At 43.4% G+C, this 21,914-nt stretch carries 19 protein-coding genes; 9 read left to right on the top strand and 10 right to left on the bottom strand.

Translation table 11 applies throughout. The features are described 5' to 3' along the window. Nucleotides 1-56 precede the first annotated feature (56 nt). The 5 genes from FTU01_RS08945 to ahcY all read right to left on the bottom strand — a co-directional run bounded on the left by FTU01_RS08945 (nucleotide 57) and on the right by ahcY (nucleotide 8,677). Nucleotides 57-2,336, bottom strand: coding sequence for an NADP-dependent malic enzyme (locus FTU01_RS08945; protein WP_005236761.1), 2,280 nt, complete (start codon nucleotides 2,334-2,336; stop codon nucleotides 57-59). Between the two features lie 141 nt (nucleotides 2,337-2,477). Beyond that, entirely contained in the window at nucleotides 2,478-5,354 is a 2,877-nt protein-coding gene (locus FTU01_RS08940) for a bifunctional diguanylate cyclase/phosphodiesterase (protein WP_180138824.1), read from the bottom strand. A 177-nt stretch (nucleotides 5,355-5,531) separates the two neighbouring features. Then, nucleotides 5,532-6,242 carry a 16S rRNA (uracil(1498)-N(3))-methyltransferase gene (locus FTU01_RS08935; protein ID WP_180138822.1) on the bottom strand — a complete coding sequence of 237 codons (711 nt, stop codon included), beginning with the start codon at nucleotides 6,240-6,242 and terminating at the stop codon, nucleotides 5,532-5,534. 31 nt (nucleotides 6,243-6,273) lie between these two features. Next, complete coding sequence (gene metF, locus FTU01_RS08930) at nucleotides 6,274-7,110, bottom strand: methylenetetrahydrofolate reductase [NAD(P)H] (RefSeq protein ID WP_179992794.1); 837 nt, start codon at nucleotides 7,108-7,110, stop codon at nucleotides 6,274-6,276. Between the two features lie 184 nt (nucleotides 7,111-7,294). Beyond that, on the bottom strand, nucleotides 7,295-8,677 hold the full coding sequence (ahcY, locus tag FTU01_RS08925; protein ID WP_005236746.1) for an adenosylhomocysteinase: 1,383 nt from the start codon (nucleotides 8,675-8,677) through the stop codon (nucleotides 7,295-7,297). A 233-nt stretch (nucleotides 8,678-8,910) separates the two neighbouring features. Here ahcY and FTU01_RS08920 point away from each other — a divergent pair, with 233 nt between their 5' ends. Then, entirely contained in the window at nucleotides 8,911-9,489 is a 579-nt protein-coding gene (locus tag FTU01_RS08920) for a hypothetical protein (protein ID WP_257233569.1), read from the top strand. 34 nt (nucleotides 9,490-9,523) lie between these two features. Here FTU01_RS08920 and FTU01_RS08915 read toward each other — a convergent pair whose 3' ends face one another. The 3 genes from FTU01_RS08915 to radA form a co-directional block, all read right to left on the bottom strand. Then, nucleotides 9,524-10,048 (bottom strand): tetratricopeptide repeat protein, encoded by a 525-nt coding sequence (locus FTU01_RS08915; protein ID WP_180138820.1) that lies wholly within the window; start codon nucleotides 10,046-10,048, stop codon nucleotides 9,524-9,526. Nucleotides 10,049-10,297: 249 nt separating this feature from the next. Continuing rightward, the gene (locus FTU01_RS08910; protein ID WP_180138818.1) at nucleotides 10,298-11,302 is read right to left on the bottom strand and encodes a Tim44 domain-containing protein; all 1,005 of its coding nucleotides are present in this window, start codon (nucleotides 11,300-11,302) and stop codon (nucleotides 10,298-10,300) included. 117 nt (nucleotides 11,303-11,419) lie between these two features. Further along, on the bottom strand, nucleotides 11,420-12,808 hold the full coding sequence (gene radA, locus FTU01_RS08905) for a DNA repair protein RadA (RefSeq protein ID WP_180053137.1): 1,389 nt from the start codon (nucleotides 12,806-12,808) through the stop codon (nucleotides 11,420-11,422). Between the two features lie 188 nt (nucleotides 12,809-12,996). Between radA and FTU01_RS08900 the strand changes: the two genes are divergently transcribed. Beyond that, entirely contained in the window at nucleotides 12,997-13,428 is a 432-nt protein-coding gene (locus FTU01_RS08900; protein WP_180138817.1) for a hypothetical protein, read from the top strand. A gap of 72 nt (nucleotides 13,429-13,500) precedes the next feature. On the opposite strand, the gene FTU01_RS08895 is transcribed toward FTU01_RS08900, so the two are convergent. Beyond that, complete coding sequence (locus FTU01_RS08895; protein ID WP_034701324.1) at nucleotides 13,501-14,847, bottom strand: sodium:alanine symporter family protein; 1,347 nt, start codon at nucleotides 14,845-14,847, stop codon at nucleotides 13,501-13,503. 321 nt (nucleotides 14,848-15,168) lie between these two features. On the opposite strand from FTU01_RS08895, the gene FTU01_RS08890 reads away from it, so the two are divergent. From FTU01_RS08890 to FTU01_RS08860, 7 genes are all read left to right on the top strand, one after another. Beyond that, nucleotides 15,169-16,572, top strand: a complete 1,404-nt coding sequence (locus FTU01_RS08890) for an amino acid permease (protein ID WP_159124419.1) — start codon at nucleotides 15,169-15,171, stop codon at nucleotides 16,570-16,572. 131 nt (nucleotides 16,573-16,703) lie between these two features. Continuing rightward, nucleotides 16,704-16,937, top strand: coding sequence for a lipoprotein (locus FTU01_RS08885; protein WP_005236736.1), 234 nt, complete (start codon nucleotides 16,704-16,706; stop codon nucleotides 16,935-16,937). Between the two features lie 24 nt (nucleotides 16,938-16,961). After that, complete coding sequence (gene lysA / locus FTU01_RS08880) at nucleotides 16,962-18,206, top strand: diaminopimelate decarboxylase (RefSeq protein WP_180138814.1); 1,245 nt, start codon at nucleotides 16,962-16,964, stop codon at nucleotides 18,204-18,206. A 12-nt stretch (nucleotides 18,207-18,218) separates the two neighbouring features. Next, nucleotides 18,219-19,064: a diaminopimelate epimerase gene (dapF, locus tag FTU01_RS08875; protein WP_180138813.1), complete on the top strand. Its 846-nt coding sequence runs from the start codon at nucleotides 18,219-18,221 to the stop codon at nucleotides 19,062-19,064. A gap of 95 nt (nucleotides 19,065-19,159) precedes the next feature. Next, complete coding sequence (locus tag FTU01_RS08870) at nucleotides 19,160-19,777, top strand: alpha/beta fold hydrolase (RefSeq protein WP_180129907.1); 618 nt, start codon at nucleotides 19,160-19,162, stop codon at nucleotides 19,775-19,777. A gap of 26 nt (nucleotides 19,778-19,803) precedes the next feature. Beyond that, entirely contained in the window at nucleotides 19,804-20,694 is an 891-nt protein-coding gene (gene xerA, locus FTU01_RS08865; protein ID WP_180129955.1) for a site-specific tyrosine recombinase/integron integrase, read from the top strand. Between the two features lie 207 nt (nucleotides 20,695-20,901). Beyond that, nucleotides 20,902-21,276: a hypothetical protein gene (locus tag FTU01_RS08860; protein ID WP_180012776.1), complete on the top strand. Its 375-nt coding sequence runs from the start codon at nucleotides 20,902-20,904 to the stop codon at nucleotides 21,274-21,276. Nucleotides 21,277-21,324: 48 nt separating this feature from the next. On the opposite strand, the gene FTU01_RS08855 is transcribed toward FTU01_RS08860, so the two are convergent. Further along, nucleotides 21,325-21,819 (bottom strand): Lrp/AsnC family transcriptional regulator, encoded by a 495-nt coding sequence (locus FTU01_RS08855; RefSeq protein WP_005236726.1) that lies wholly within the window; start codon nucleotides 21,817-21,819, stop codon nucleotides 21,325-21,327. Nucleotides 21,820-21,914: the final 95 nt, after the last annotated feature.

Below are 21,914 nucleotides of genomic sequence, written 5' to 3'. Positions count from 1 at the left end.
ATGCTACAGAATAGAGGTTTTCTCAAGTCAAGAAGTTACGCTGATGCGTACATTCTTTAAAGCGCGTTTTTTTCTGCTTCCTGAATTTCAGCGACAGTTAACGCAGTCATATTCACTACGCGACGAGTCGTTGCAGTTGGTGTCAGGATATGAACAGGTTTCGCAGCACCAAGCAGGATAGGACCAATGGTCACGTTATTACCTGAAGTTGCTTTTAACAGGTTAAACGAAATATTGGCTGCATCCAGATTTGGCATGATCAGCAAGTTTGCAGAACCTTTGAAACGAGAGTTCGGGAATGCAAACTGACGGATATTTTCGTCCAGTGCTGCATCACCATGCATTTCACCTTCAACTTCAAGCTCAGGTGCAGTTTCAGAAAGGATTTCATATACACGGCGCATTTTTTGTGCGCTGGCATCGTGCTGGTCTGAACCGAAGCTAGAGTGAGAAAGTAGGGCAACACGTGGAGTAATACCGAAACGACGTACTTCTTCAGCAGCCAGAATCGTCATCTCAGCAAGCTGTTCAGCCGTTGGATTACGGTTGATGTAGGTATCCGCGATAAACAGGTTGCGCTCTTCAAGCATTAATGCGTTTAAGGTGAAGAAGGTATTATGGCCATCCTGTTTGCCGATGACATTGCTGACAAAGTCCAGATGGATGTCATAGCTTGAGTAAGTACCACATAACATACCGTCCGCCATGCCATGACGTACCAGCATCGCAGCGATCAGGGTAGAACGGCGACGTGCTTCACGGTGTGCATATTCAGGCGTTACACCTTTACGTTGCATCAGGTTGTAATAGTCATCTGCAAATTTTTCGTAATCTGGGTTCTTTTCCTGATCCACGATAGTGATATTCACACCATCTTCAAGACGTAAGCCTAATTTCTTGATATTGGCTTCGATGACTGCTGGACGACCCACCAGAATCGGTTTTGCCAAGCCTTCATCCACTGCAATTTGCGCAGCACGCAGTACACGCAGGTCTTCACCTTCTGCATAAGCGATACGTTTAGGATCTGTTTTAGCTTGTGCAAAGATTGGTTTCATCATGAAGGCTGAGTTGTAAACAAACTCAGACAGACGTTGACGATATGCCGAGAAATCCTGAATTGGACGAGTTGCCACGCCAGAATCCATTGCAGCTTGAGCAACTGCAGGCGCAATTTCCAGAATCAGGCGTTGATCCAGTGGACCAGGAATCAGGTAATCACGGCCGAAAGAAGCTGATTTTTCTCCATAAGATGCAGCATCTGCTTCTACGTGTGCCATACGTGCAATCGCGTGTACGCAGGCAATTTTCATTTCTTCATTAATGGTGGTGGCACCAACGTCTAATGCACCGCGGAAGATGTAAGGGAAGCACAGTGCATTGTTTACCTGGTTCGGATAGTCAGAACGGCCAGTCGCCATGATGACGTCATCACGAATTTCGTGTGCATGTTCAGGCAGAATTTCTGGATCTGGATTCGCCAAGGCAAAGATAATTGGATCTTTGGCCATCAGTTTCACCATTTCTTTGGTGAGAATACCGGCTGCAGAAAGACCCAGGAACATGTCTGCACCTGCAATCACATCACCGATCTGAGAGGCATCAATGTCTTGTACATATGCTTTTTTAGATTCGTCCAGACCTTCACGTTTAGTTGTTAATAGACCACGTGAGTCAGCAACGATGATATTTTCTTTTTTCGCGCCAAGGGCACAAAGCAAGTTCAAGCAAGATAGGGCAGCAGCGCCGGCACCTGAAGCAATGATCTTGATTTCATCAATTTTTTTGCCGTTTAATTGCAAAGCATTCAGAAGAGCAGAACCTACAATGATTGAAGTACCATGCTGGTCATCGTGGAACACAGGAATTTTCATGCGTTCACGAAGTTTCTGTTCAATATAGAAACATTCTGGAGCCTTAATGTCTTCCAGGTTGATCCCGCCAAAAGTGGGCTCTAGAGAAGCGACAATATCAACAATCTTGTCTGGATCATTTTCAGCAATTTCGATATCGAATACATCAACACCCGCAAATTTTTTGAACAGTACGCCTTTACCTTCCATGACCGGTTTAGACGCCAATGGGCCAATATTACCCAAACCAAGAACTGCTGTACCGTTACTGACCACTGCAACCAGGTTACCGCGTGCGGTATATAGGGCAGCTGTTGAAGGATCACGTTCAATCTCAAGACATGGTGCGGCAACGCCAGGCGAGTAAGCAAGGGCTAAGTCACGTTGGTTGACCAATTGTTTGCTTGGTGTAACGCTGATTTTTCCTGGAGTAGGGAATTCGTGATAGTAAAGAGCCTGCTGCTTTAAAGATTGTTCGTCCATCTGTATCTCTATCGTTGTAAAGATTACCCAGAAAGCGGGTAAAAAATTGCATTTATGGCTCTGAATATAACATTTGTTAAGCACTTAGCCCAGTCAAAGTCGACCATTTTTGCGACAATATTATTCGAGGTAGATATAGACTTAGACTTGATATATATAAGTTTCAGCGACGCGATTCTGTTCTAAATACGCAGTTGCTTCCAGTTCAGGCAATGGCTTGGAGAAGAAGTAGCCTTGGGCAATATCACAATCTAAATCACGTAGATATTGCAGCTGTTCTTCAGTTTCAATACCTTCAGCGACGACAGTCATGCCCATGGCTTTGCCCATCGCGACCATGGCGCTGACAATTGCTTCCTGTTTATGTTCGCCAATTTTAGAGACAAAACTGCGGTCAATTTTGAGAATATCAATAGGAAAATCGGCAAGATAGGATAAAGAAGAATAACCGGTTCCAAAATCATCCAGCGAGATATTAATCTGGCGCTGCTTGATCTGGTTCAGCAGATTTTTGACAGATTCAGAGTTTTCAATCAGTGAAGATTCAGTAATTTCTAGTTCCAGACTAGTGCCAGAAATCTGGTTTTCGCTAATGGCCTGATCCAGATCATCGAGTAACTGACCACGACGCAGTTGCTGCGCCACGATATTCACAGAGACACAGATATTATGAAAGCCAAGATCATTCCATTCACGAATCTGTTTGGCAGTTTGCTGAATCACCAGACGGCCGATCTCGGAAATCAGGCTGGTCTGTTCGGCTAAAGGAATAAACAAGCTAGGTGGGATGATGCCTTTTTCTGGATGTTTCCAGCGCACTAAAGCTTCAAAGCCATAAATATGCTGGTCATTGAAATTAATTTTCGGCTGATAATAAACTACGAGTTCGCCATTTTGGATGGCTTTACGCAGATCGCGTTCAATGAAAATTCCTTGCTCTAGCAAAGCTGTATTTTCATTGGAGTAGAAATGGATAGTATTCCCGCCGAGATTTTTGGCTTCACTCAGCGCCTGTTCTGCACAGTTATTTAAATAGTCTAACTGACGACCATGATCCGGATAGAAGGCTACACCCATCGACAGGGTAATCACATAATCTTGGCCGAAAATATGGAAAGGAGCCTGGAAGGCTTCAGCAATACGTTGACAATGTTCTTGTACAGAAGGGCGAATATGCGAGATTTCATACAAAATCGCAAAGTCATCGCCATTTAGATGGGCCACAAACAAGGCTTCAGCATTGGTCAGACGTAAGCGCTGCGCCACCTGACGCAACAGCTCATCACCGCCATTATTAGACAGATATTCATTCAATGGACGGAAACGATCGATATTGAGTCGAATCACCGCCATTTTCTTGATGGAATCTTTTTGCGTCATCAGATACTGATGCAGTTGGTAGTTATAGTAAAAACGGTTTGGCAAATCAGTTAGCGTGTCATAATTTTCCAGATAAGACAGGCGCTGTTCCTGTAATTTACGCTCAGTCAGATCAGAGACAATGCCGATATAGTGAGTGATACGGCCTTCATCATCGGTAATTGCATTGATATGTAACCAGAGTGGCATCTCTTTGCCAGACAGGAATTTCTCACTCAGTTCGCCATCAAAAGAACCGATTTTCACAACTTGTTTGATGATATTGGAATGAATGCTGCGCTGCTGTGACTTATGACTCGCAGTAATATCAAATAGATATTTACCCAAGATGTCATTACGTTCAAAACCGGACAAATTTTCGAAATAAGGGTTCACTTCGATATAACGTAATTCATCATTTAGGATGAAGATCCCTTCAGCTGCTTGCTCAATTACACTGGCTGCCAGTTTCAGGCGTTCTTGAGAACTACGTTCCTGTTGAATATCACGCAAAATTCCCACCATGCGTAAAGGACGGTGAGTTTCGGGATCGCGACTGATCACCCGACCTACATCATGTACCCAACTCCAGACTCCCGGCGCTTGCTGAATCCGGTAAGTTACTTCATAGCGCTCAGTTTTCCCACGCAGATGCTGTTTCATATTGCTTTTGAATGCAGCCAGATCATCGGGATGAATCATATGTTGTAACTGCAAATGATGCTCACTGGATTTCCGTTGTACCTTCTCATCTTTATGATTGGTCAGCAAAATACTGCGGTCTTTGATATTCCAGTCCCATGGACGGATACCGGCGATTTCATGAGTCAGTTCAAGGTTTTGCTGCTGGTTTTTCAGATCAATATTAATCTGTTCAATATCATAAGTACGTTCACGAACTTTCTGCTCTAGTAGTTGATTGCTGAGTTGTAGCTCCAGTTCGATATCTTTTGATTTATTGACTTCCGTTTGTAGCTGTTTGCACAGTTCATCCGTCCAGGCGACCTGTTGTTCGGCATTATTCACCAGCAATTCATTTTCTGCATAAAGGCGGGAAGTACGGGTATGAATACGATAGGTACTATTGGCACAGAGCAGGATCACAATGACTGCAAAATTTAAGGCTAGACCAAAGACTGGATTGGCACCTGAGATATGAAAAAATTGAAAGAGTAAAAAGGGTACCAATGAAGGCAAAAATACCAGTGAAAAATAACTGAGCTTCTGGGTTAAATAAGTCAGACCGAAAGCTTGAGTCACTATTAATAGCAAGGCTGATAGAGTCAGTGCTTCTATTTCATCAAACTTAATATTGGCCTGCGGCAAGTAATAATAAATCAGGGAAATACCGGAAGCGATACAGCAACCTACCGCAAGGCTCTGAATTTGTAACCAGTAATGCGCATTTTTTAGTTGATATTGTTCAGGCTTAAAATACAGGGTATTGATGAGCCAGCACATGCTGACGGTAATTTCAGTCAGGATAAACCAGAGATTAAAGTAACTATTCGATAAGCTATATTGAATGTGATAAACACAGAAAATATAGAGGCAAATAATCATGATACTTAACAGAAAATATCGGCTATGTCGAAGCGTGTTCGCAATCTGAGCACGATGCAAGTGCTCTTTGATATAAGCCTCTTGATTATCAATCATATAATTAAGTGCCTTGTATTCGTCCTGAACGGTTTTTATCCTAGATTTTAATTTTTATTCAAGCCTGAATGATTCTTAAATCAATCAATATGTGTTTCATTATTATTGACTCAAGAGTAGAATGCTTATAAATAAAAATCAATAAAATTAATAACTAAATTTTACAATTTTGACCGCTTAAATAGTGTAATTCAAAATTGAGAGGGCAACGACAGGAGCAGTTTCGGTACGCAGGACACGTTCACCAATACACCAATTGACAAAGCCTTGCGCATTCGCCGCTAGGATTTCTGCTTCACGCAAGCCGCCTTCAGGGCCAATCAGCAAGGCAATATCCGGCGTGGCATTCACCAGAACATCAATTTCTTCTTTATTTGGCGCTAGCACCAGTTTGGTATGAGGAAGATCGGTTTCCAGCCATTTTTCAAGTGACATTGGCGCTAAAATTTTAGGAACAATGTTCATTCCACACTGTTCACAAGCGGCAATGGCTACACCTTGCCAATGATCCAGTTTCTTCTGATCACGATCATATTTCAGGCGCATCTCACAGCGTTCAGAGGTTAAAAGCTGAATTTCAGATACACCCAGTTCGACCGCTTTCTGGATCGCATAATCCATGCGGTCACCTTTACTCATGACCTGGCCAAGCAAAGCCTTAAATTTGGGTGTGCGATCAGTAGGGTTATAACTATTGACCTGTACAGCAGCCGACTTTTTGGAAACTTCAACCAGTTCAACTTCATATTCGCCACCTTGTCCATTGAACAGGGTGGCTTTTTCGCCGACTTGAGCACGTAAAACTTTAACCCAATGATGAAACACTGTTTCAGTCAGTTCTACAGTGGTATCTACTGCTAAATCAGCTTCAATAAAAAAACGTGGCATTAAAGTTTTACTCTCAAATCAGGTATTTTACTTATGCAAGACCGAGGTCTTTAACAAGTTGACGGGTTGGATCAGTGGTATTCATGGTGTAGAAATGCAGGCTTGGTGCACCGCCAGCAATCAGGCGTTCGCAGAATTTTACGACGACTTCATGACCAAAGGCTTTAATGCTTGCAGTGTCATCCCCATAAGTTGCCAGTTGCTTGCGAATCCAGCGTGGAATTTCAGCACCTGTACCATCTGCGAAGCGAATCAGGTTGCTGGCATTGGTAATTGGCATGATACCTGGCGCTACTGGAATATCAATGCCTGCTTTCTGGATACGGTCTACAAAGTAGAAGTATGCATCCGGGTTAAAGAAGAACTGGGTCAATGCCGCATTGGCACCAGCATTTACTTTATCCACAAAGTGCTGAATGTCTTTATCAAAGCTGTCTGCTTGTGGATGCATTTCAGGATAAGCGGCAACTTCAATATGGAAATGGTCACCTGAATGTTCACGGATAAAGCGAACCAGATCCTGTGCATATGGCAGTTCACCCAGGCCCACCTGACCAGATGGCAAGTCACCACGCAGCGCGACAATACGATCGATCCCTTGTGACTTGTATAGATCAAGCAGTTCCGCAATACGCGCTTTGTCATCACCGATACAAGACAGGTGAGGGGCAACGGGTGTATCTTTACCATTAAAGTCATTGATCGTAGATAAAGTACGTTCGCGTGTTGAACCACCTGCTCCATATGTCACAGAGAAGAATTCTGGATTCAGCAGTTGTAGTTCTTGATGTACGGTTTTGAGCTTTTCCGCACCCGCATCAGTTTTAGTCGGGAAAAACTCAAAAGAAATTGGAATCTGTTTAGACATGTTCAAATCCTTTTTATAAATACTTGTATTTTATAGATTACTCTCATCCTAACCTTCTCCCAAAGGGAGAAGGGACTCCCATTGTGATAGTTAAAGTCTTTAAAGACTTACCCTATAACAATTTTCACAATGGAAATCTCCCTCTCCTTATAGGAGAGGGCCGGGGTGAGGTGGAAATCAAAAATTAGTATTTATAAGCATCAGACTTGAATGGACCTTCAACAGGTACACCTAGGTAATCTGCCTGTTCTGGAGTCAATTGAGTCAGCACACCACCGAAACCGGCAACCATTGCAGCAGCAACTTCTTCGTCTAATTTCTTAGGAAGCAGTTCTACACGAATCGCTGCTTGTTTTTGATCTTCAGGAAGATCCGCAAATTTCTCAGCGAACAGGTGCATTTGACCCAATACTTGGTTCGCAAATGAACCGTCCATCACACGTGATGGGTGACCAGTTGCATTACCCAGGTTCACCAGACGACCTTCAGAAAGCAGAATCAGGTAATCATTTTCATTTTCTGAACGATATACTTGGTGTACTTGAGGTTTTACTTCAACCCATTTGTAACCACGTAGGTAATTAGTATCGATTTCAGTGTCGAAGTGACCGATGTTACAAACCACTGCGCCAGCTTTCAGTGTATCTAACATTGCAGCGTCACATACGTGGTAGTTACCAGTGGTAGTCACGATCAGGTCGGTATTTTGAAGAAGATCAACGTTCACATCTTCTTTTTTGCCAGTTTGAACGCCATTTTTGTATGGAGAAACCACTTCATAACCGTCCATGCATGCTTGCATCGCACAGATTGGATCGATTTCAGATACACGTACGATCATACCTTCTTGACGAAGAGACTGAGCAGAACCTTTACCTACGTCACCATAGCCGATCACTAACGCACGACGGCCAGAAAGCAGCATGTCAGTTGCACGTTTGATCGCATCATTTAGAGAGTGACGGCAACCGTATTTGTTGTCGTTTTTAGACTTGGTTACTGAATCGTTGACGTTGATCGCAGGAACTTTCAGAGAGCCGTCTTTCCACATTTCCAGAAGACGTGCTACACCTGTAGTTGTTTCTTCAGTAATACCGTGGATTTTTGCAATCAGTTCAGGATATTTTTCGTGAACAACAGCAGTTAAGTCACCGCCATCATCCAGAATCATGTTGGCATCCCAAGGTTTGCCGTTCACATTGATCTGTTGTTCAAGACACCACATGTATTCTTCTTCTGTTTCGCCTTTCCAAGCAAATACAGGAATACCACGAGCAGCGATTGCAGCAGCAGCGTGATCTTGAGTAGAGAAGATGTTACAAGAAGTCCAGCGAACTTCAGCGCCTAATTCAACCAGAGTTTCAATTAAAACCGCAGTTTGAATAGTCATGTGGATACAGCCAAGGATTTTGGCACCAGCAAGCGGTTTAGCAGCTGAGTAGCGTTTACGCAGACCCATGAGGGCTGGCATTTCAGCTTCTGCAAGTTTGATTTCTTTACGGCCGTAGTCAGCTAGGGAAATATCGGCAACTTTATAATCTGTAAATGAAGCATTAACCGCGTTCATCACGATCTCCTTATAAAAAACAATAATTGATCATTCAGTTCGCGGATGCCGTTGTTGGTCTGTCTAGAAAAAGATGGACCGATCGTCGAGCCTGGCGCTTTTACATTTCGTACCTGTAAAACGTCGCAGCATCCCTCGACTAGCGGGGTATTGTACTTGGATTTAAAGTGATAGCCAAGTTGTAAACAAGGTAATAAAAATATATTGTTCTAAAATTAAACTAAGGAAATATTATGGATGATTTAGAAGAGGTTACTAAATATATAGATGTACTTATGCAAGAGAATCCATTGGTTTTCTTGGGGAAGAATGAACTAAAAGCAGGTCATAAATTATTAATAATGGATCTGTTAATCAACTTTAATAAATTAGAGGTACATTTAAAAAGATTAGTAACTTATATGGAAGTTGCAACCTATAAAGGTCAAGTAAAAACTTTACCATTGGCACAGCTGATTGAGTGTCATGAAATACAAGAGTTCTTTACTCCTATAACAAATATATTATTTGAAAAAATAAAAAAGAATCTATTCATTAGGAATTTAATAGCACACTCTATACCAAGTCTAATAGATGATAAATATATTGTATTCCTTTCACATGATATAAGTGAGTTAAGAAAAATACGTGCGAATCTTACACGTGAAGACTATAAATATTCTAAAACTCAAAGAACAAAAGTCTTATTGAGACAGCAAGAAAAAATTGATCATAGTAATTTTAGTGTAATGAGGTTTCATGATCTTATTCGTTTAAATGAAATGCTAGATGATTTAATTGAACAAGTAGAAAGTATAGTAAATAAAATTTAATAATAAAAAGCCCATCATCTGACGGGCTTGTTATTTATTCTATGTCCTGCTCAATTTCATCTGCTTTCTTAGTCCAATAATCTGCCTGTATGTCATCAGCGACCACACCAAGACCATTGGCATAAATAAAGGCAAGATCACGCATGGCTTGAACTTCGCCCCATTCAGCTGCTTGCTTTACAAGAGCAATGGATTTTGCGACATCTTTTTCGACCACATCACCACGTCGGTAAAAGCCGGCCAGCTCCAAAGTTGCCGCAGGGTGTTTTTCGAAATTGGCTTTGCTCAACCAGTAATAGGCTAACTCAAAGTGAGCTTTAGAATCTTCTGGGTCTTCCTCAGCGATTTCTTTGGCATAAACCGTATAACCCTCACCGAGCCAGTACATGGCTTCAACCCAGCCACCATTGGCTGCTTTCAATGCCCACTCTTCGGCCAGCATGATGTCTTCGTCATGCTCGCTTTGCATATAGAGCTCGGCAAGCTCAAATTGGGCTTCGGCATTGCCTGCCAATGCGCGGTTTGCCAGCGTGGCAGGGGGAGAAACACGCTCAGTCATGTCAGTATCTCAAATATCTTTGTATCTAGATTAAAAGGTTCAAAATAAAAAAGCCAATCCGAAAACTGGCTTTTGTATAAAAGTCGACTGATAGAGCTTAAAACACGCAAACTAAGCTATTTGTTTAGAGGAATAACAATAAAACGAATAGAAAGAGAACAAGAATAAATTTAAATATTTTTCAATGATTCAGAAAGCAAAACAGCGGCCCGAAAGCCGCTGTTGATATACGATTAATGAGATAAGAATTTAGTCTTGCTGGATTCCTGCAACCACCCAATCTTGTTGAGAACCGGCAGGTTTGACAAAGTGCCAGATTTCAGCAAACGGTTGAGGTTGGCTATTCAAGTCTTCACTTACAGTACCAGTGAAGCGTACGCTTACTACGTATTGACCATTCTCATTCGATGAATCCACAACCATTGCATTCAGGTTAGAGAACTCAGCTACGTCCTGATCCTGATTTGCCATAATATCGTTATACATCGACTGGTAAAGATCAGGGGTCAGGTAACGTTTAATTTCTGAAATGTTGCTCGCCGTATTCATTGACTGAATGTGGTTGAAGCGCTGACGTGCAACACGTAAGAAAGTCGCAGGTTCTGTTCCATCTGGAAGCTGGTTGCCGCTATTAGTATAGGCTGCACCAAATGGCGCGTTATTTACCGGAGCTGAACCAAACGGAGCATTTGTGCTTGGTGTGCTACCACCCACGTTCTGACCAAAAATATTGGTGTTGTCACCACCGCGAGGAGGTGTCTGACCAAATGGTGCTGAATGACCAGCACCACTATTTGGAGCGTATGGATTAGAAGCTACTTTTTTTTTTACGCCCATCTTACGGAAAATGAAGAAGGCAACAGCGGCAGCAAGCAAGATCCAGATCCAGCCAGGAATACCACCTTTTTCCTCTTGTTGCTGTTGAGCTGCTTGAGCTTCAGAAGCCGCTTGTACTTCTTTGTCATCAGCCAGCGCATTGGCAGCAACTGCACCCACTGCAGCACCTGCTACACCGGCAGCAACCATACTACCTACACCTGGACCAGATCTTTGCTGAGTTGCAGCACCAGCGGCTGGAGCCTGTTGTGCTGGCGCAGCTTGACGAGGTTGTTGATAAGATTGAGTAGGCGCAGCAGAACGTTGCATACCATGGCTTTTACCGCCACCGGCACGTTTTGCTTCAGCAGTTAAAGGAGCAACCAGTAATGCTGCTGTTAAAATACCTGCAACCAAACCACGCTGTCGAACTTCCATTCAATTTTCCTATGTGAAAAAAACTTATTTGAATACTCTATTTATATAGGCTTTATAGGGGATTTCAATCAAAAATGTGTATTTTTTTAGGCTTTTCGCAAGATTTATCAATTAAAACTAATTGAGTTCGTCACTTAGGCTCATGGCTTCACTCAGGGCTTCATGCAATCGGGCTACAGCAATGACCTGCACGCCGGGAATCGGTTTTTGCGGTGCATTGGCACGCGGCAAAATAATATATTTAAAACCGTGTTTAACGGCTTCCTTCAGACGCTCCTGACCATTCGGCACCGGACGAATTTCACCAGAAAGACCAACCTCACCAAAAACAGCGAGTTGCTGAGGCAAGGCTTTAGTCCGAATACTGGATGCACAGGCTAAAAGTACAGCCAGGTCAGAACCAGTTTCGGTAATCTTTAAACCACCGACGATATTGACATAGACATCCTGTCCGGATGTTTGTACGCCACCATGACGGTGCATCACGGCCAGCAGCATATTCAGACGATTCTGTTCTAAACCTAAGGCTACACGGCGTGGCTGGCCATGGGCATCATCGACCAAAGCCTGAACTTCAACCAGGAGTGGGCGAGTTCCTTCACGGCTAATCATGACGATGGAACCTGGAATCGCTTCATCATAACGACTGAGGAAAATGGCAGATGGATTGGCGACTTCGCGCAGACCTTTATCGGTCATGCCAAAGACGCCAAGTTCATTGACTGCACCGAAACGGTTTTTGACTGCGCGGATCATACGGTAACGAGAATCCGACTGGCCTTCAAAATACAGCACACAGTCCACCATATGTTCCAATACACGCGGACCTGCTAAGGCACCTTCTTTGGTCACATGACCGACAATAAACAGGGCAGTGCCGCTATTTTTGGCGAAACGGGTCAGTAGGGCTGCAGATTCACGAATCTGTGACACACCACCTGGTGCAGACTGCAAGGTTTCGGTATATAAAGTCTGAATCGAGTCCAAAATCGCAACAGCAGGACGTTCCTGTGCAAGCACCTCGCAAATGCGTTCCACACAGGTTTCTGCCATGACTTTCAGTTGGTTAGTTGGTAAGTCCAGACGCTGGGCGCGTAATGCCACCTGAGATAAAGATTCTTCACCTGTCACATACAGGGCAGAGCTATTGCCTGCTGCCATATGGGTTGCGGTTTGCAATAGGATAGTTGACTTACCAATCCCCGGGTCACCACCAATCAGCACCACAGAACCTGTAACGAGACCACCGCCTAAGACTCGGTCAAACTCACCAATCCCGGTTTGCAACCGGGTTTCATGTGAAACGGAGACTTTGTTTAAGGTGGTAATCGCTGCTGCCTGACCGGCATAACCTCCAATTTTTGGCTGAGCACGATGTGTCGTTGCTGGCGCAATACTGACTTCTACCAGACTGTTCCATTCCCCACATTCAGAACACTGACCCGCCCATTTAGGATGGTCTGCTCCACATTGTTCACAACGATACACACTTTTTGCTTTAGCCATAATTTCCGAAAATAAATATTGGGAATGGGGTCTACAGCATAGCGGTGAATGAGACTGAAAACCAAGACCTTTGGCTGAAAAAGTCACTGATTTACGTCAGCATATGACGCATATGGATTAACCTTTCTACATGAAAGTGAAATACCTCCTATAATGAGAAAATTCATCACGGGTACAGGAAACCTGACATGCCACAACTTTTAAAACATATCGATGCAATCGCACGTGAAAAAGACCGTGATGTATTATTTGTACATTTTGAAAATTACGAACATGAAAATGCAGATGCTGAGTCCTATCATTTACGTCAGAACCTGATGGGATGGCTGGAGCAACGCCAAATTAATTTTGCACCCTGTATGGGCATAGAACAGCCTGGCGTAATTGAAAGTTATTCAGGTGATCTTTATATCGATGTACCATTTGATGAAGCCAATCCAATTTACCAAATGGTCAGTGAACATCTGGAAGATGCCGAAGGGGAGATGAAGATTCCGGGAGTGCTGTTCTTTGTATTATCTCTAGAAACTGCTCTTGAGATTGAAGCCGATCGTGAAGAGTTCTTAAATCTAAATCAAGCTCATGATGATGACGATGAATTTTCTGGTCGTGTGAACTGATATTTTTAGCAAACTTAAATAATAAAAAAGCCACGATGAACGTGGCCTTTTTATTAAGGGTTTTAAATTTGATTAATACAGTTCACCTGATTTACGGCGAGCAATAAAATCTTTAGATTCTTTCACGATCACCCCAGACAGCAGTAACAGGCCGATCAGGTTTGGAATGGCCATCAAACCGTTGAAGGTATCTGCAAACAGCCAGACCAGATCTAGTGTCGCGACACAGCCAATAAATACTGACAGGATATAGATGATGCGATAAGGGAATACAAATTTCTCACCGAGCAGATAGGTTGCACATTTTTCCCCGTAGTAGCTCCAGCCTAAAATGGTGGAATAGGCGAAGAAGATAATGCCGAAGGTCACAATCCAGCCACCAACACCTGGCAGCAGTTTGTTAAATGTAGAAACGGTCAGAACAGCACCGGTTTGTCCACCAAAATCACTGCCGGCCATGATGAAGCCCATCACCAGAACAATACCGGTAATCGAACAGACAATAATCGTGTCAATAAAAGTTCCGGTCATGGAAACCAGACCTTGACGGGCAGGATGATCGGTTTTTGCAGCAGCAGCGGCAATCGGTGCCGAACCCATACCAGCTTCATTCGAGAAGACACCACGCGCGACACCATAACGAATCGCCGCACCAATCGCACCACCTACGGCAGCTTCACCAGTAAAAGCATAGGTGAAAATCATTTTTAGTGCAGGACCCACTAAATCGAGATGGGTGAAAATAATGATCAGACCGCCCGCTACATAACCAATCGCCATAATTGGAACGATGAAGGAAGCAGCTCTAGAAATCCACTTAATCCCGCCTAGAATTACCAGTGCAGAAAACGCAGTGATCACGATCCCTGTAACCCAGGTTTCCAGACCGAAACCATTTTCTACTGCAAGTGCAACAGTGTTGGACTGAACTGAACTACCAATTCCGAAAGATGCGACAGCACCAAAGAACGCAAAGATCAGCGCCAGCCATTTCCATTTCAGGCCACGCTCAATGTAATACATTGGACCGCCAGACATTTCACCGCGTTCATTTTTAACCCGGTATTTGACGGCCAGTACACCTTCGCCATATTTGGTTGCCATTCCGAACAGGGCAGTCATCCACATCCAGAATACGGCCCCAGGACCACCCAGCACACAGGCAGTTGCCACACCGGCAATATTACCGGTACCGATGGTAGCTGACAGTGCGGTCATGAGTGAGCCAAACTGGGAAATATCGCCTTCATGCGAAGGGTGTTTGCCAAAAACCTGTTTAAAGGCCAGTGGCAACATGCGGAACTGCCAGAACAGCAGGCGGAAGGTCAGGAATATACCGGTACCGACAATGAGGACCAGCATATAAGGGCCCCAGACCCAGCCACTGACGGTTTCCATGATGCTTTGTAAATTTTGCATAAATTTCTTCTTATTTATCCGTGTCAGCTTTATTTGAGATGTTGATTGAAAAGCAATTGCTATGCCATGCGCGCTCATCCTAAACGCGAATATTGGCGGATTTGTATTCTATTTTTTACATAGTTTCAGCGCTTTGACAAGAAAAATCCTGTATTCATTGCGCCCTAAAACTAAGACTAAAGATAAATGAATATTGATATAAGAAAAATAAATTAACTTGCAAGATTAGTTGGAAAATACAAATGATGCGAATTTTCTTTTTGTATTCCGGGTTTTTTACGTTAATTTGTCGCGATTAAAACTCAAAGTTGAAATGAAATAATGTCAGAAAAATATAGTCACTCATCATCGGAAGATGGTGAGCTACAGCGTAGTTTATCCAACCGGCACCTGCAGTTAATTGCCATTGGGGGTGCGATTGGCACCGGCCTGTTTATGGGTTCAGGTAAAACCATTAGTCTGGCAGGGCCATCCATTCTGGTGATCTATATGATCATCGGTTTTATGGTGTTTCTAGTCATGCGCGCGTTGGGTGAATTACTGTTATCCAATCTGCAATATAAATCTTTCATTGATTTTGCCACCGATCTGATCGGGCCGTGGGCAGGTTATTTTGTCGGCTGGACCTACTGGTTATGCTGGATCACGATTGGTATCGCGGATTTGTCAGCCATTATCTATTACTTGCAATTCTTTAATAACGGTCTGCCATTTACTCCGGGTGAAGGCGTGTTGATCAGTATTGCCTCTATTGTCTTTATTATGGGCTTGAACCTGGCAACCGTGAAACTGTTTGGTGAAATGGAATTCTGGTTTGCTTTGATCAAGATTATCGCCATTATTGTTTTGATTGGTGTGGGTCTGTGGATGATCTTTACTGGCTTTACTAATGATGCAGGTACGGTCGCTTCATTTGCGCATATCTGGGATCATGGCGGTTTATTCCCGACAGGGACTATGGGCTTCCTGGCCGGTTTCCAGATTGCGATTTTCGCCTTTGTGGGTGTAGAGCTGGTCGGTACTACGGCTGCTGAAACCAAAGATCCAGAGCGTAACTTACCTAAAGCGGTGAACTCGATCCCGATCCGTATCATTATTTTCTATGTGCTGGCTCTGATCATTGTGATGTCAGTAACGCCATGGGATCAGATCAATCCAAATGTTTCTCCGTTTGTGAATCTGTTCAGTCAGGCAGGTATTGCAGCGGCTGCAATCATCATGAACCTGGTAGTGTTGTCATCAGTAATGTCATCGATGAACAGTGGGGTGTTCTCAACCAGCCGTATGCTGTTTGGTTTGTCTCGGGAAGAACAGGCACCGAAAGCCTTTGGTCGTTTGAATTCGCGCGCCGTTCCAGCCAATGCTTTGTATTTCTCTGCGATCTGTTTATTGCTCGGTGCAGCATTACAGTACTTCGTGCCGAATACGGTTGAAGCATTTACTTTGGCAACAACTTTGTCGACTATTCTGTTTATCTGTGTATGGCTGATCATTATCTGGAGCTACATGATCTATTACCGTACCCGTCCGGAATTGCATGCTAAATCCATATTCAAGTTGCCTGGTGGGTTGGTGACTTGCTGGATCGTGATTATTTTCTTTGTCGGCATGATTGGTGTGTTGTCGCTGGAAGATGATACCCGTCGTGCCTTGATGGTCAGCCCGGTGTGGTTCATTTTGCTGATTATTGGATATTTAGGCTTATATAAACAGAAACATAAATAATCCATATCAATAAAAACGTCAGCGATCTGCTGGCGTTTTTTTATGTCTGAATATACTCTCTAGCGTTTAGCGCTTTGGTCATGTGGATGATCGCGTTATACTTCATCGAAAATACTCATATAGGTGGTCAGATGCGTCAGGTCATTTGCTACATCAGTTTAATTACAGTCGGTTTTGCCTTGGTCGGTTGTGGGCAGTCGGGAGCTTTACATCTTCCAAATGATCCAAACTACGATAAACGTGCCAAGTATTTACTCTATAAAAATACTGAATCTGCACCGCAAGTATCAGATGAACAACAGGATGCGCCGGTCAAGCAGCAATTTGAAGCGCCCGCTGAATCCGATTCAACACCATCTCCTTAAGACTTTCAGAGAAAGGATACATTCATGAGTTTCACCCGCATTAATGGGGTATTGCATGCTGAGCAATGTTCACTGCAACAGCTCGCAGAGCAATTTGGCACACCACTTTATGTTTATTCAAAAGCAACTTTTGAAAAGCATTATCTGGATATGGACCGTGCTTTTAGCTTTATCGATCATCAAATCTGTTTTGCGGTAAAGTCAAACTCTAATCTTGCGGTATTGAATGTATTGGCCAAGAAGGGTGCTGGTTTCGATATCGTGACTGGTGGTGAACTGGCTCGTGTCTTGAAAGCCGGTGGTGAGCCTTCAAAAATCGTATTCTCAGGCTTGGGTAAATCTGAAGCAGATATTAAAAAGGCATTAGAAGTAGGCATCGCCTGTTTTAATGTGGAATCTTATGCCGAACTGGACCGTATTCAGAAAGTAGCGGCTGAACTTAAGGTTAAAGCGCCGATTTCTCTACGTGTTAATCCGGATGTTGATGCCAAGACTCATCCATATATTTCCACTGGTTTAAAAGAAAACAAATTTGGTATTCCATCAGATAGCGTATTTGATACCTATGCTTATGCAGCATCATTGCCAAATCTTGAAGTGGTCGGGATTGACTGTCATATCGGTTCGCAGTTGACTGAAACTCAGCCGTTTGTTGATGCGCTGGATCGTGTCATTGTGATGATCGACAAGCTGAAAGACATGGGCATCAACTTGAAACACATCGATATCGGTGGTGGTCTGGGTGTGACATATAAAGATGAAACACCCCCATCGGTTGAAGAATATGCCAATGCCATGCGTCCGGCTTTAGAAAAACTGGGCCTGAAAGTTTATATGGAGCCGGGTCGTAGTATCTCTGCCAATGCAGGTGTTTTACTGACCAAAGTGGATCTGCTGAAACCAACCAATCACCGTAACTTTGCCATCATTGATGCCGCGATGAATGACCTGATTCGTCCAGCTTTATATGAAGCATGGATGGATATTCAGTCTGTGACACCGCGTACAGATGTGGAAACAAAAGAATGGGATGTGGTGGGCGCGATCTGTGAAACAGGCGATTTCCTGGGCAAAGAACGCGAGCTTGCCATTAAAGAAAATGATGTACTAGCAGTTCTTGGGGCTGGTGCATATGGTTTCGTAATGAGTTCAAACTATAACAGTCGTGGCCGTGCTGCTGAAGTGATGGTGGATGGTGATCAGGCGCATCTGATTCGTGAGCGTGAAACGGTTGAATCACTTTGGGAACGTGAGCGTTTATTGCCTTAAGGAGACTGAATAATGTTGCTTGAATTTACCAAGATGCATGGCCTGGGCAATGATTTTATGGTGGTAGACCTGATTAGCCAGCGTGCTTATCTGGATACTCTCACTATTCAGCGCTTGGCAAATCGTAACTTTGGTGTGGGTTTTGACCAGCTCTTGATTGTTGAACCGCCTGATATTCCAAGTGCAGATTTTAAATACCGTATTTTTAATGCGGATGGTTCTGAAGTTGAGCAGTGCGGTAATGGTGTGCGCTGTTTTGCCCGTTTCGTGCATGAACGTCAATTAACGACTAAAACCAAAATCAAGGTACAGACCAAAGCTGGAATCGTGGAACCTGAACTTGGTGCCAATGGCTGGGTACGAGTGAATATGGGTTATCCAAAATTCCTGCCTCAGGAAATTCCATTCGTGGCTGAAGAACCGGAAAATCTGTATGACATCTATCTGGCGGGTGGTGAGAAACTGACGATTGATGTGGTGAATATGGGTAATCCACATGCAGTGACGATTGTTCCGGATGTGTTGACTGCTGATGTGGCTAAAATTGGCCCACAGGTGGAATCTCATGTGCGTTTCCCGGCACGCGTTAATGCTGGATTTATGCAGATCATTGATGAAAAGCATGCTCGTTTACGTGTTTATGAGCGTGGTGTAGGTGAAACACTGGCTTGTGGTACAGGTGCCTGTGCTGCAGCAGTGTCTGGTATGCGCCGTGGTTTGTTATCTAGCAAGGTCGAAATTGAACTTGCGGGTGGTAAATTGCAGATTGAATGGAAAGAAGGTGATGTAGTCTGGATGACAGGTCCAACCGCCAATGTTTATGAAGGTCGACTGGACTTGCGCTACTTCCAGGGTTAATCCCACATTTATTTCTCTAAAAAGCACCGCACATAGTACGGTGCTTTTTTTATGATAGGATGAATTCCATATTTAATTGATATCACAACAGCTCTATGAATCAGCTTGTGTTTTTACCGGGTGCATCAGGCAGCCAAGGCTTTTGGCAGCCGTTATTGGCTCATTTAAAAACAGATCAATCTACAAAAATATTGACATATCCGGGCTTCGATGGGGTAGAACCAAATTCAACTATTCAAAACTTGCATGATCTGCAGGAACTCATCACAGAGCAGATTGAGGATGATTCGATTCTGGTTGCCCAGTCCATGGGGGGAGTTCTTGCAGTTGGGCTTGCCCTCGAACATCCAGAGAAAGTCAAAGGACTGGTGTTACTGGCAACTTCTGGTGGTCTGGATCTATCACAGTTTGGTTGTGCTGACTGGCGAACAAATTATCGCGAACAGTTTAAGGCTGTTCCTGACTGGTTTTTACAAGATCAAACCGTGTTTAGTCTGGAGCAATTAAGCAATCTTGAGATTCCTGTTCTATTGATCTGGGGTGATCAAGACGCTTTAAGTACCGTTCAGGTGGGGCAATGCTTAAAGCAAAATTTGAAACATGCAAACCTGCATATAATTCAAAACGGGGATCATTTCTTTGCGGCGACTCATCCAGTACAGACCGCAGAACTGATTGAAGCTTGGCTGGAGTCAATTGAATGGAGCAAGTAAAGCTTTCTGCAAAAGACTTGCTCGGAATCTGGCTCAAAGAACGTGAGATCCAGAACCAGTCTAAACATACCTTGCAGGCCTATGAACGTGATGTGGCTGATTTTCTGGAGTTCTGCGCAGTACAACAACTAGTGCTTAATGATGTGGAAGCCACGGATTTACGCCAATTTCTGGCTGAAAAAGTCGAGCAGTACGGATTAAGTTCGAGTAGCTTGCAGCGGATGCTTTCTTCGATTCGCCAGTTCATGAAATGGGCAGAGCAGGCGCAGTATCTGGCATTTAATCCGGCTGATGATTTTCAGTTGAAACGTCAATCACGTCCTTTGCCGGGTATGGTGGATATTGAAACTGTGAACCAGATTCTGGACCAGCCGGCTCCAGAAACCGAAGCGCAGCAGCAAATGTGGTTGAGAGACAAGGCGATTCTGGAATTACTCTATTCCAGTGGTTTACGTTTGGCAGAAATTCAGAGCTTAAGAATCAAGGATGTTGATTTTAATCGTCAGCTCTTGCGTATTACTGGTAAAGGCAATAAAACCCGGGTAGTGCCTTTTGGTTCAAAAGCCAAAGACAGTCTGATGGAATGGCTAAAAGTTTATCCGCTCTGGAATGGTGATTTTGTACCTGACGCGAATGTATTTATCACCCAAAAAGGCAATCCGCTCGGTGCACGGCAAATTGAAAACCGGGTCAAGTTTCAGGCGCAGCGTGCAGGGGTTAATGTTGACCTGCATCCGCATTTATTGCGGCATTGTTTTGCCAGCCATATGCTGTCGAATAGTGGTGATCTTCGTGCCGTTCAGGAAATGTTGGGGCATAGCAATTTGAGTACCACACAAATTTATACTCATATTGATTTTGATCGACTTGCGCAGATTTATGATCAGGCGCATCCGCGGGCACAGCATAAAGAATAGGGAAAATATAAAGTTTTCTTCCGCTTGTCGGATGATTAGGATTCATGGCATAAAACTTTCATGTATCATGCTCAAAATATGACCTGAACAGACTGTTGGAAAGATATTTCACTATTGTCTTATTTTTCAAATGGCTGTTTTCGGATATAAGTATAAATAGTAATCAATTTTTAAAAGAAAATCAGCGATCTCGATACTGGAATTTTTATGGACACAGCAATTATCCCGGATATACAACAAAAGTATGCGCAGTTAAGCCCAGCTCAAAAAGACATGTTCGCGGGTTATGGTTTACGCCAGATCAAACATTTTGTTGAGATTAGCTTGCCCACTATCGAAGCCGTTCTTCCTGAAGGAGCAATTGTGCAGGGGATTAATGCGGAAGGGAAAATGCAGGCTTATAATCCTGAGACAGGTCAGTATTATCTATGGATTTCTGATCTGCAATGGCAGACCACGCAGCGTGCCAGTAAAGCTGTTGACCTAAAAGAAGATGCGCTCGAAATCTGGAATATTTTCGATCTGAAATCTTATGAACTGATTGAACTGAGTCATGTGCATCGTGACTTTTTACAAGTTTAATGTATATGGAGGATGACTAAGGTCATCCTTTTTTATTGCTAAAATATTTTATAAGTCATCCAGCGGTAACTGAAAACTTTGCTTGATGATCTGGCTGGGTAAATCAGTTTTGACACTGGTAATGCCATTTTTCTTGGTTAGATGGGTAGACTGAAATTTACGGTAACTTTCCAGATCAGGCACCACAACTTTTAACATCGCATCACATTCACCCAGAATGATATAGCACTCCATCACCTGAGGCAGTTCTTTCATCGCCTCGATAAAAGTATCAATGGTTTCTGCATCCTGACCGACCAGCCAGATCCGTGAAAACAAGATCAACTGAAAACCAATTTTCTGTGAATCAACGATGGTGGTGTAATTCTGGATCACGCCCGCATCTTCAAGCAATTTTACCCGACGCAGACAGGAAGAAGGGGATAGTCCAATTTCCCGCGCCAGATCGTTATTCTGAATACGGCCATTAGCTTGCAAGTGATGAATGATATTTTTATCAATTCGATCAAGCTTTACTCGCACAGACTTGGAAGATATTTTCATAAATTAGAATATAATTCGAAAAATAATACTTATTATAAAATAAATTGAAAGCCTATTTTGTGAAAATTCGCAGATACTAATTTCACTTTCCGAAG

The sequence above is a fragment of the Acinetobacter sp. YH12043 genome (genome assembly GCF_013419915.1).
Classification (GTDB): Bacteria; Pseudomonadota; Gammaproteobacteria; order Pseudomonadales; family Moraxellaceae; genus Acinetobacter.
This window is presented reverse-complemented; position numbering and strand designations above follow the sequence as displayed.

Excerpts from the sequence above, each read along its gene's own strand:
- FTU01_RS08945 (WP_005236761.1), bottom strand. The coding sequence starts at position 2,336 with ATGGACGAACAATCTTTAAAGCAGCAGGCTCTTTACTATCACGAATTC.
- FTU01_RS08940 (WP_180138824.1), bottom strand. The coding sequence starts at position 5,354 with ATGATTGATAATCAAGAGGCTTATATCAAAGAGCACTTGCATCGTGCT.
- FTU01_RS08935 (WP_180138822.1), bottom strand. The coding sequence starts at position 6,242 with ATGCCACGTTTTTTTATTGAAGCTGATTTAGCAGTAGATACCACTGTA.
- metF (WP_179992794.1), bottom strand. The coding sequence starts at position 7,110 with ATGTCTAAACAGATTCCAATTTCTTTTGAGTTTTTCCCGACTAAAACT.
- ahcY (WP_005236746.1), bottom strand. The coding sequence starts at position 8,677 with ATGAACGCGGTTAATGCTTCATTTACAGATTATAAAGTTGCCGATATT.
- FTU01_RS08920 (WP_257233569.1), top strand. The coding sequence starts at position 8,911 with ATGGATGATTTAGAAGAGGTTACTAAATATATAGATGTACTTATGCAA.
- FTU01_RS08915 (WP_180138820.1), bottom strand. The coding sequence starts at position 10,048 with ATGACTGAGCGTGTTTCTCCCCCTGCCACGCTGGCAAACCGCGCATTG.
- FTU01_RS08910 (WP_180138818.1), bottom strand. The coding sequence starts at position 11,302 with ATGGAAGTTCGACAGCGTGGTTTGGTTGCAGGTATTTTAACAGCAGCA.
- radA (WP_180053137.1), bottom strand. The coding sequence starts at position 12,808 with ATGGCTAAAGCAAAAAGTGTGTATCGTTGTGAACAATGTGGAGCAGAC.
- FTU01_RS08900 (WP_180138817.1), top strand. The coding sequence starts at position 12,997 with ATGCCACAACTTTTAAAACATATCGATGCAATCGCACGTGAAAAAGAC.
- FTU01_RS08895 (WP_034701324.1), bottom strand. The coding sequence starts at position 14,847 with ATGCAAAATTTACAAAGCATCATGGAAACCGTCAGTGGCTGGGTCTGG.
- FTU01_RS08890 (WP_159124419.1), top strand. The coding sequence starts at position 15,169 with ATGTCAGAAAAATATAGTCACTCATCATCGGAAGATGGTGAGCTACAG.
- FTU01_RS08885 (WP_005236736.1), top strand. The coding sequence starts at position 16,704 with ATGCGTCAGGTCATTTGCTACATCAGTTTAATTACAGTCGGTTTTGCC.
- lysA (WP_180138814.1), top strand. The coding sequence starts at position 16,962 with ATGAGTTTCACCCGCATTAATGGGGTATTGCATGCTGAGCAATGTTCA.
- dapF (WP_180138813.1), top strand. The coding sequence starts at position 18,219 with ATGTTGCTTGAATTTACCAAGATGCATGGCCTGGGCAATGATTTTATG.
- FTU01_RS08870 (WP_180129907.1), top strand. The coding sequence starts at position 19,160 with ATGAATCAGCTTGTGTTTTTACCGGGTGCATCAGGCAGCCAAGGCTTT.
- FTU01_RS08860 (WP_180012776.1), top strand. The coding sequence starts at position 20,902 with ATGGACACAGCAATTATCCCGGATATACAACAAAAGTATGCGCAGTTA.
- FTU01_RS08855 (WP_005236726.1), bottom strand. The coding sequence starts at position 21,819 with ATGAAAATATCTTCCAAGTCTGTGCGAGTAAAGCTTGATCGAATTGAT.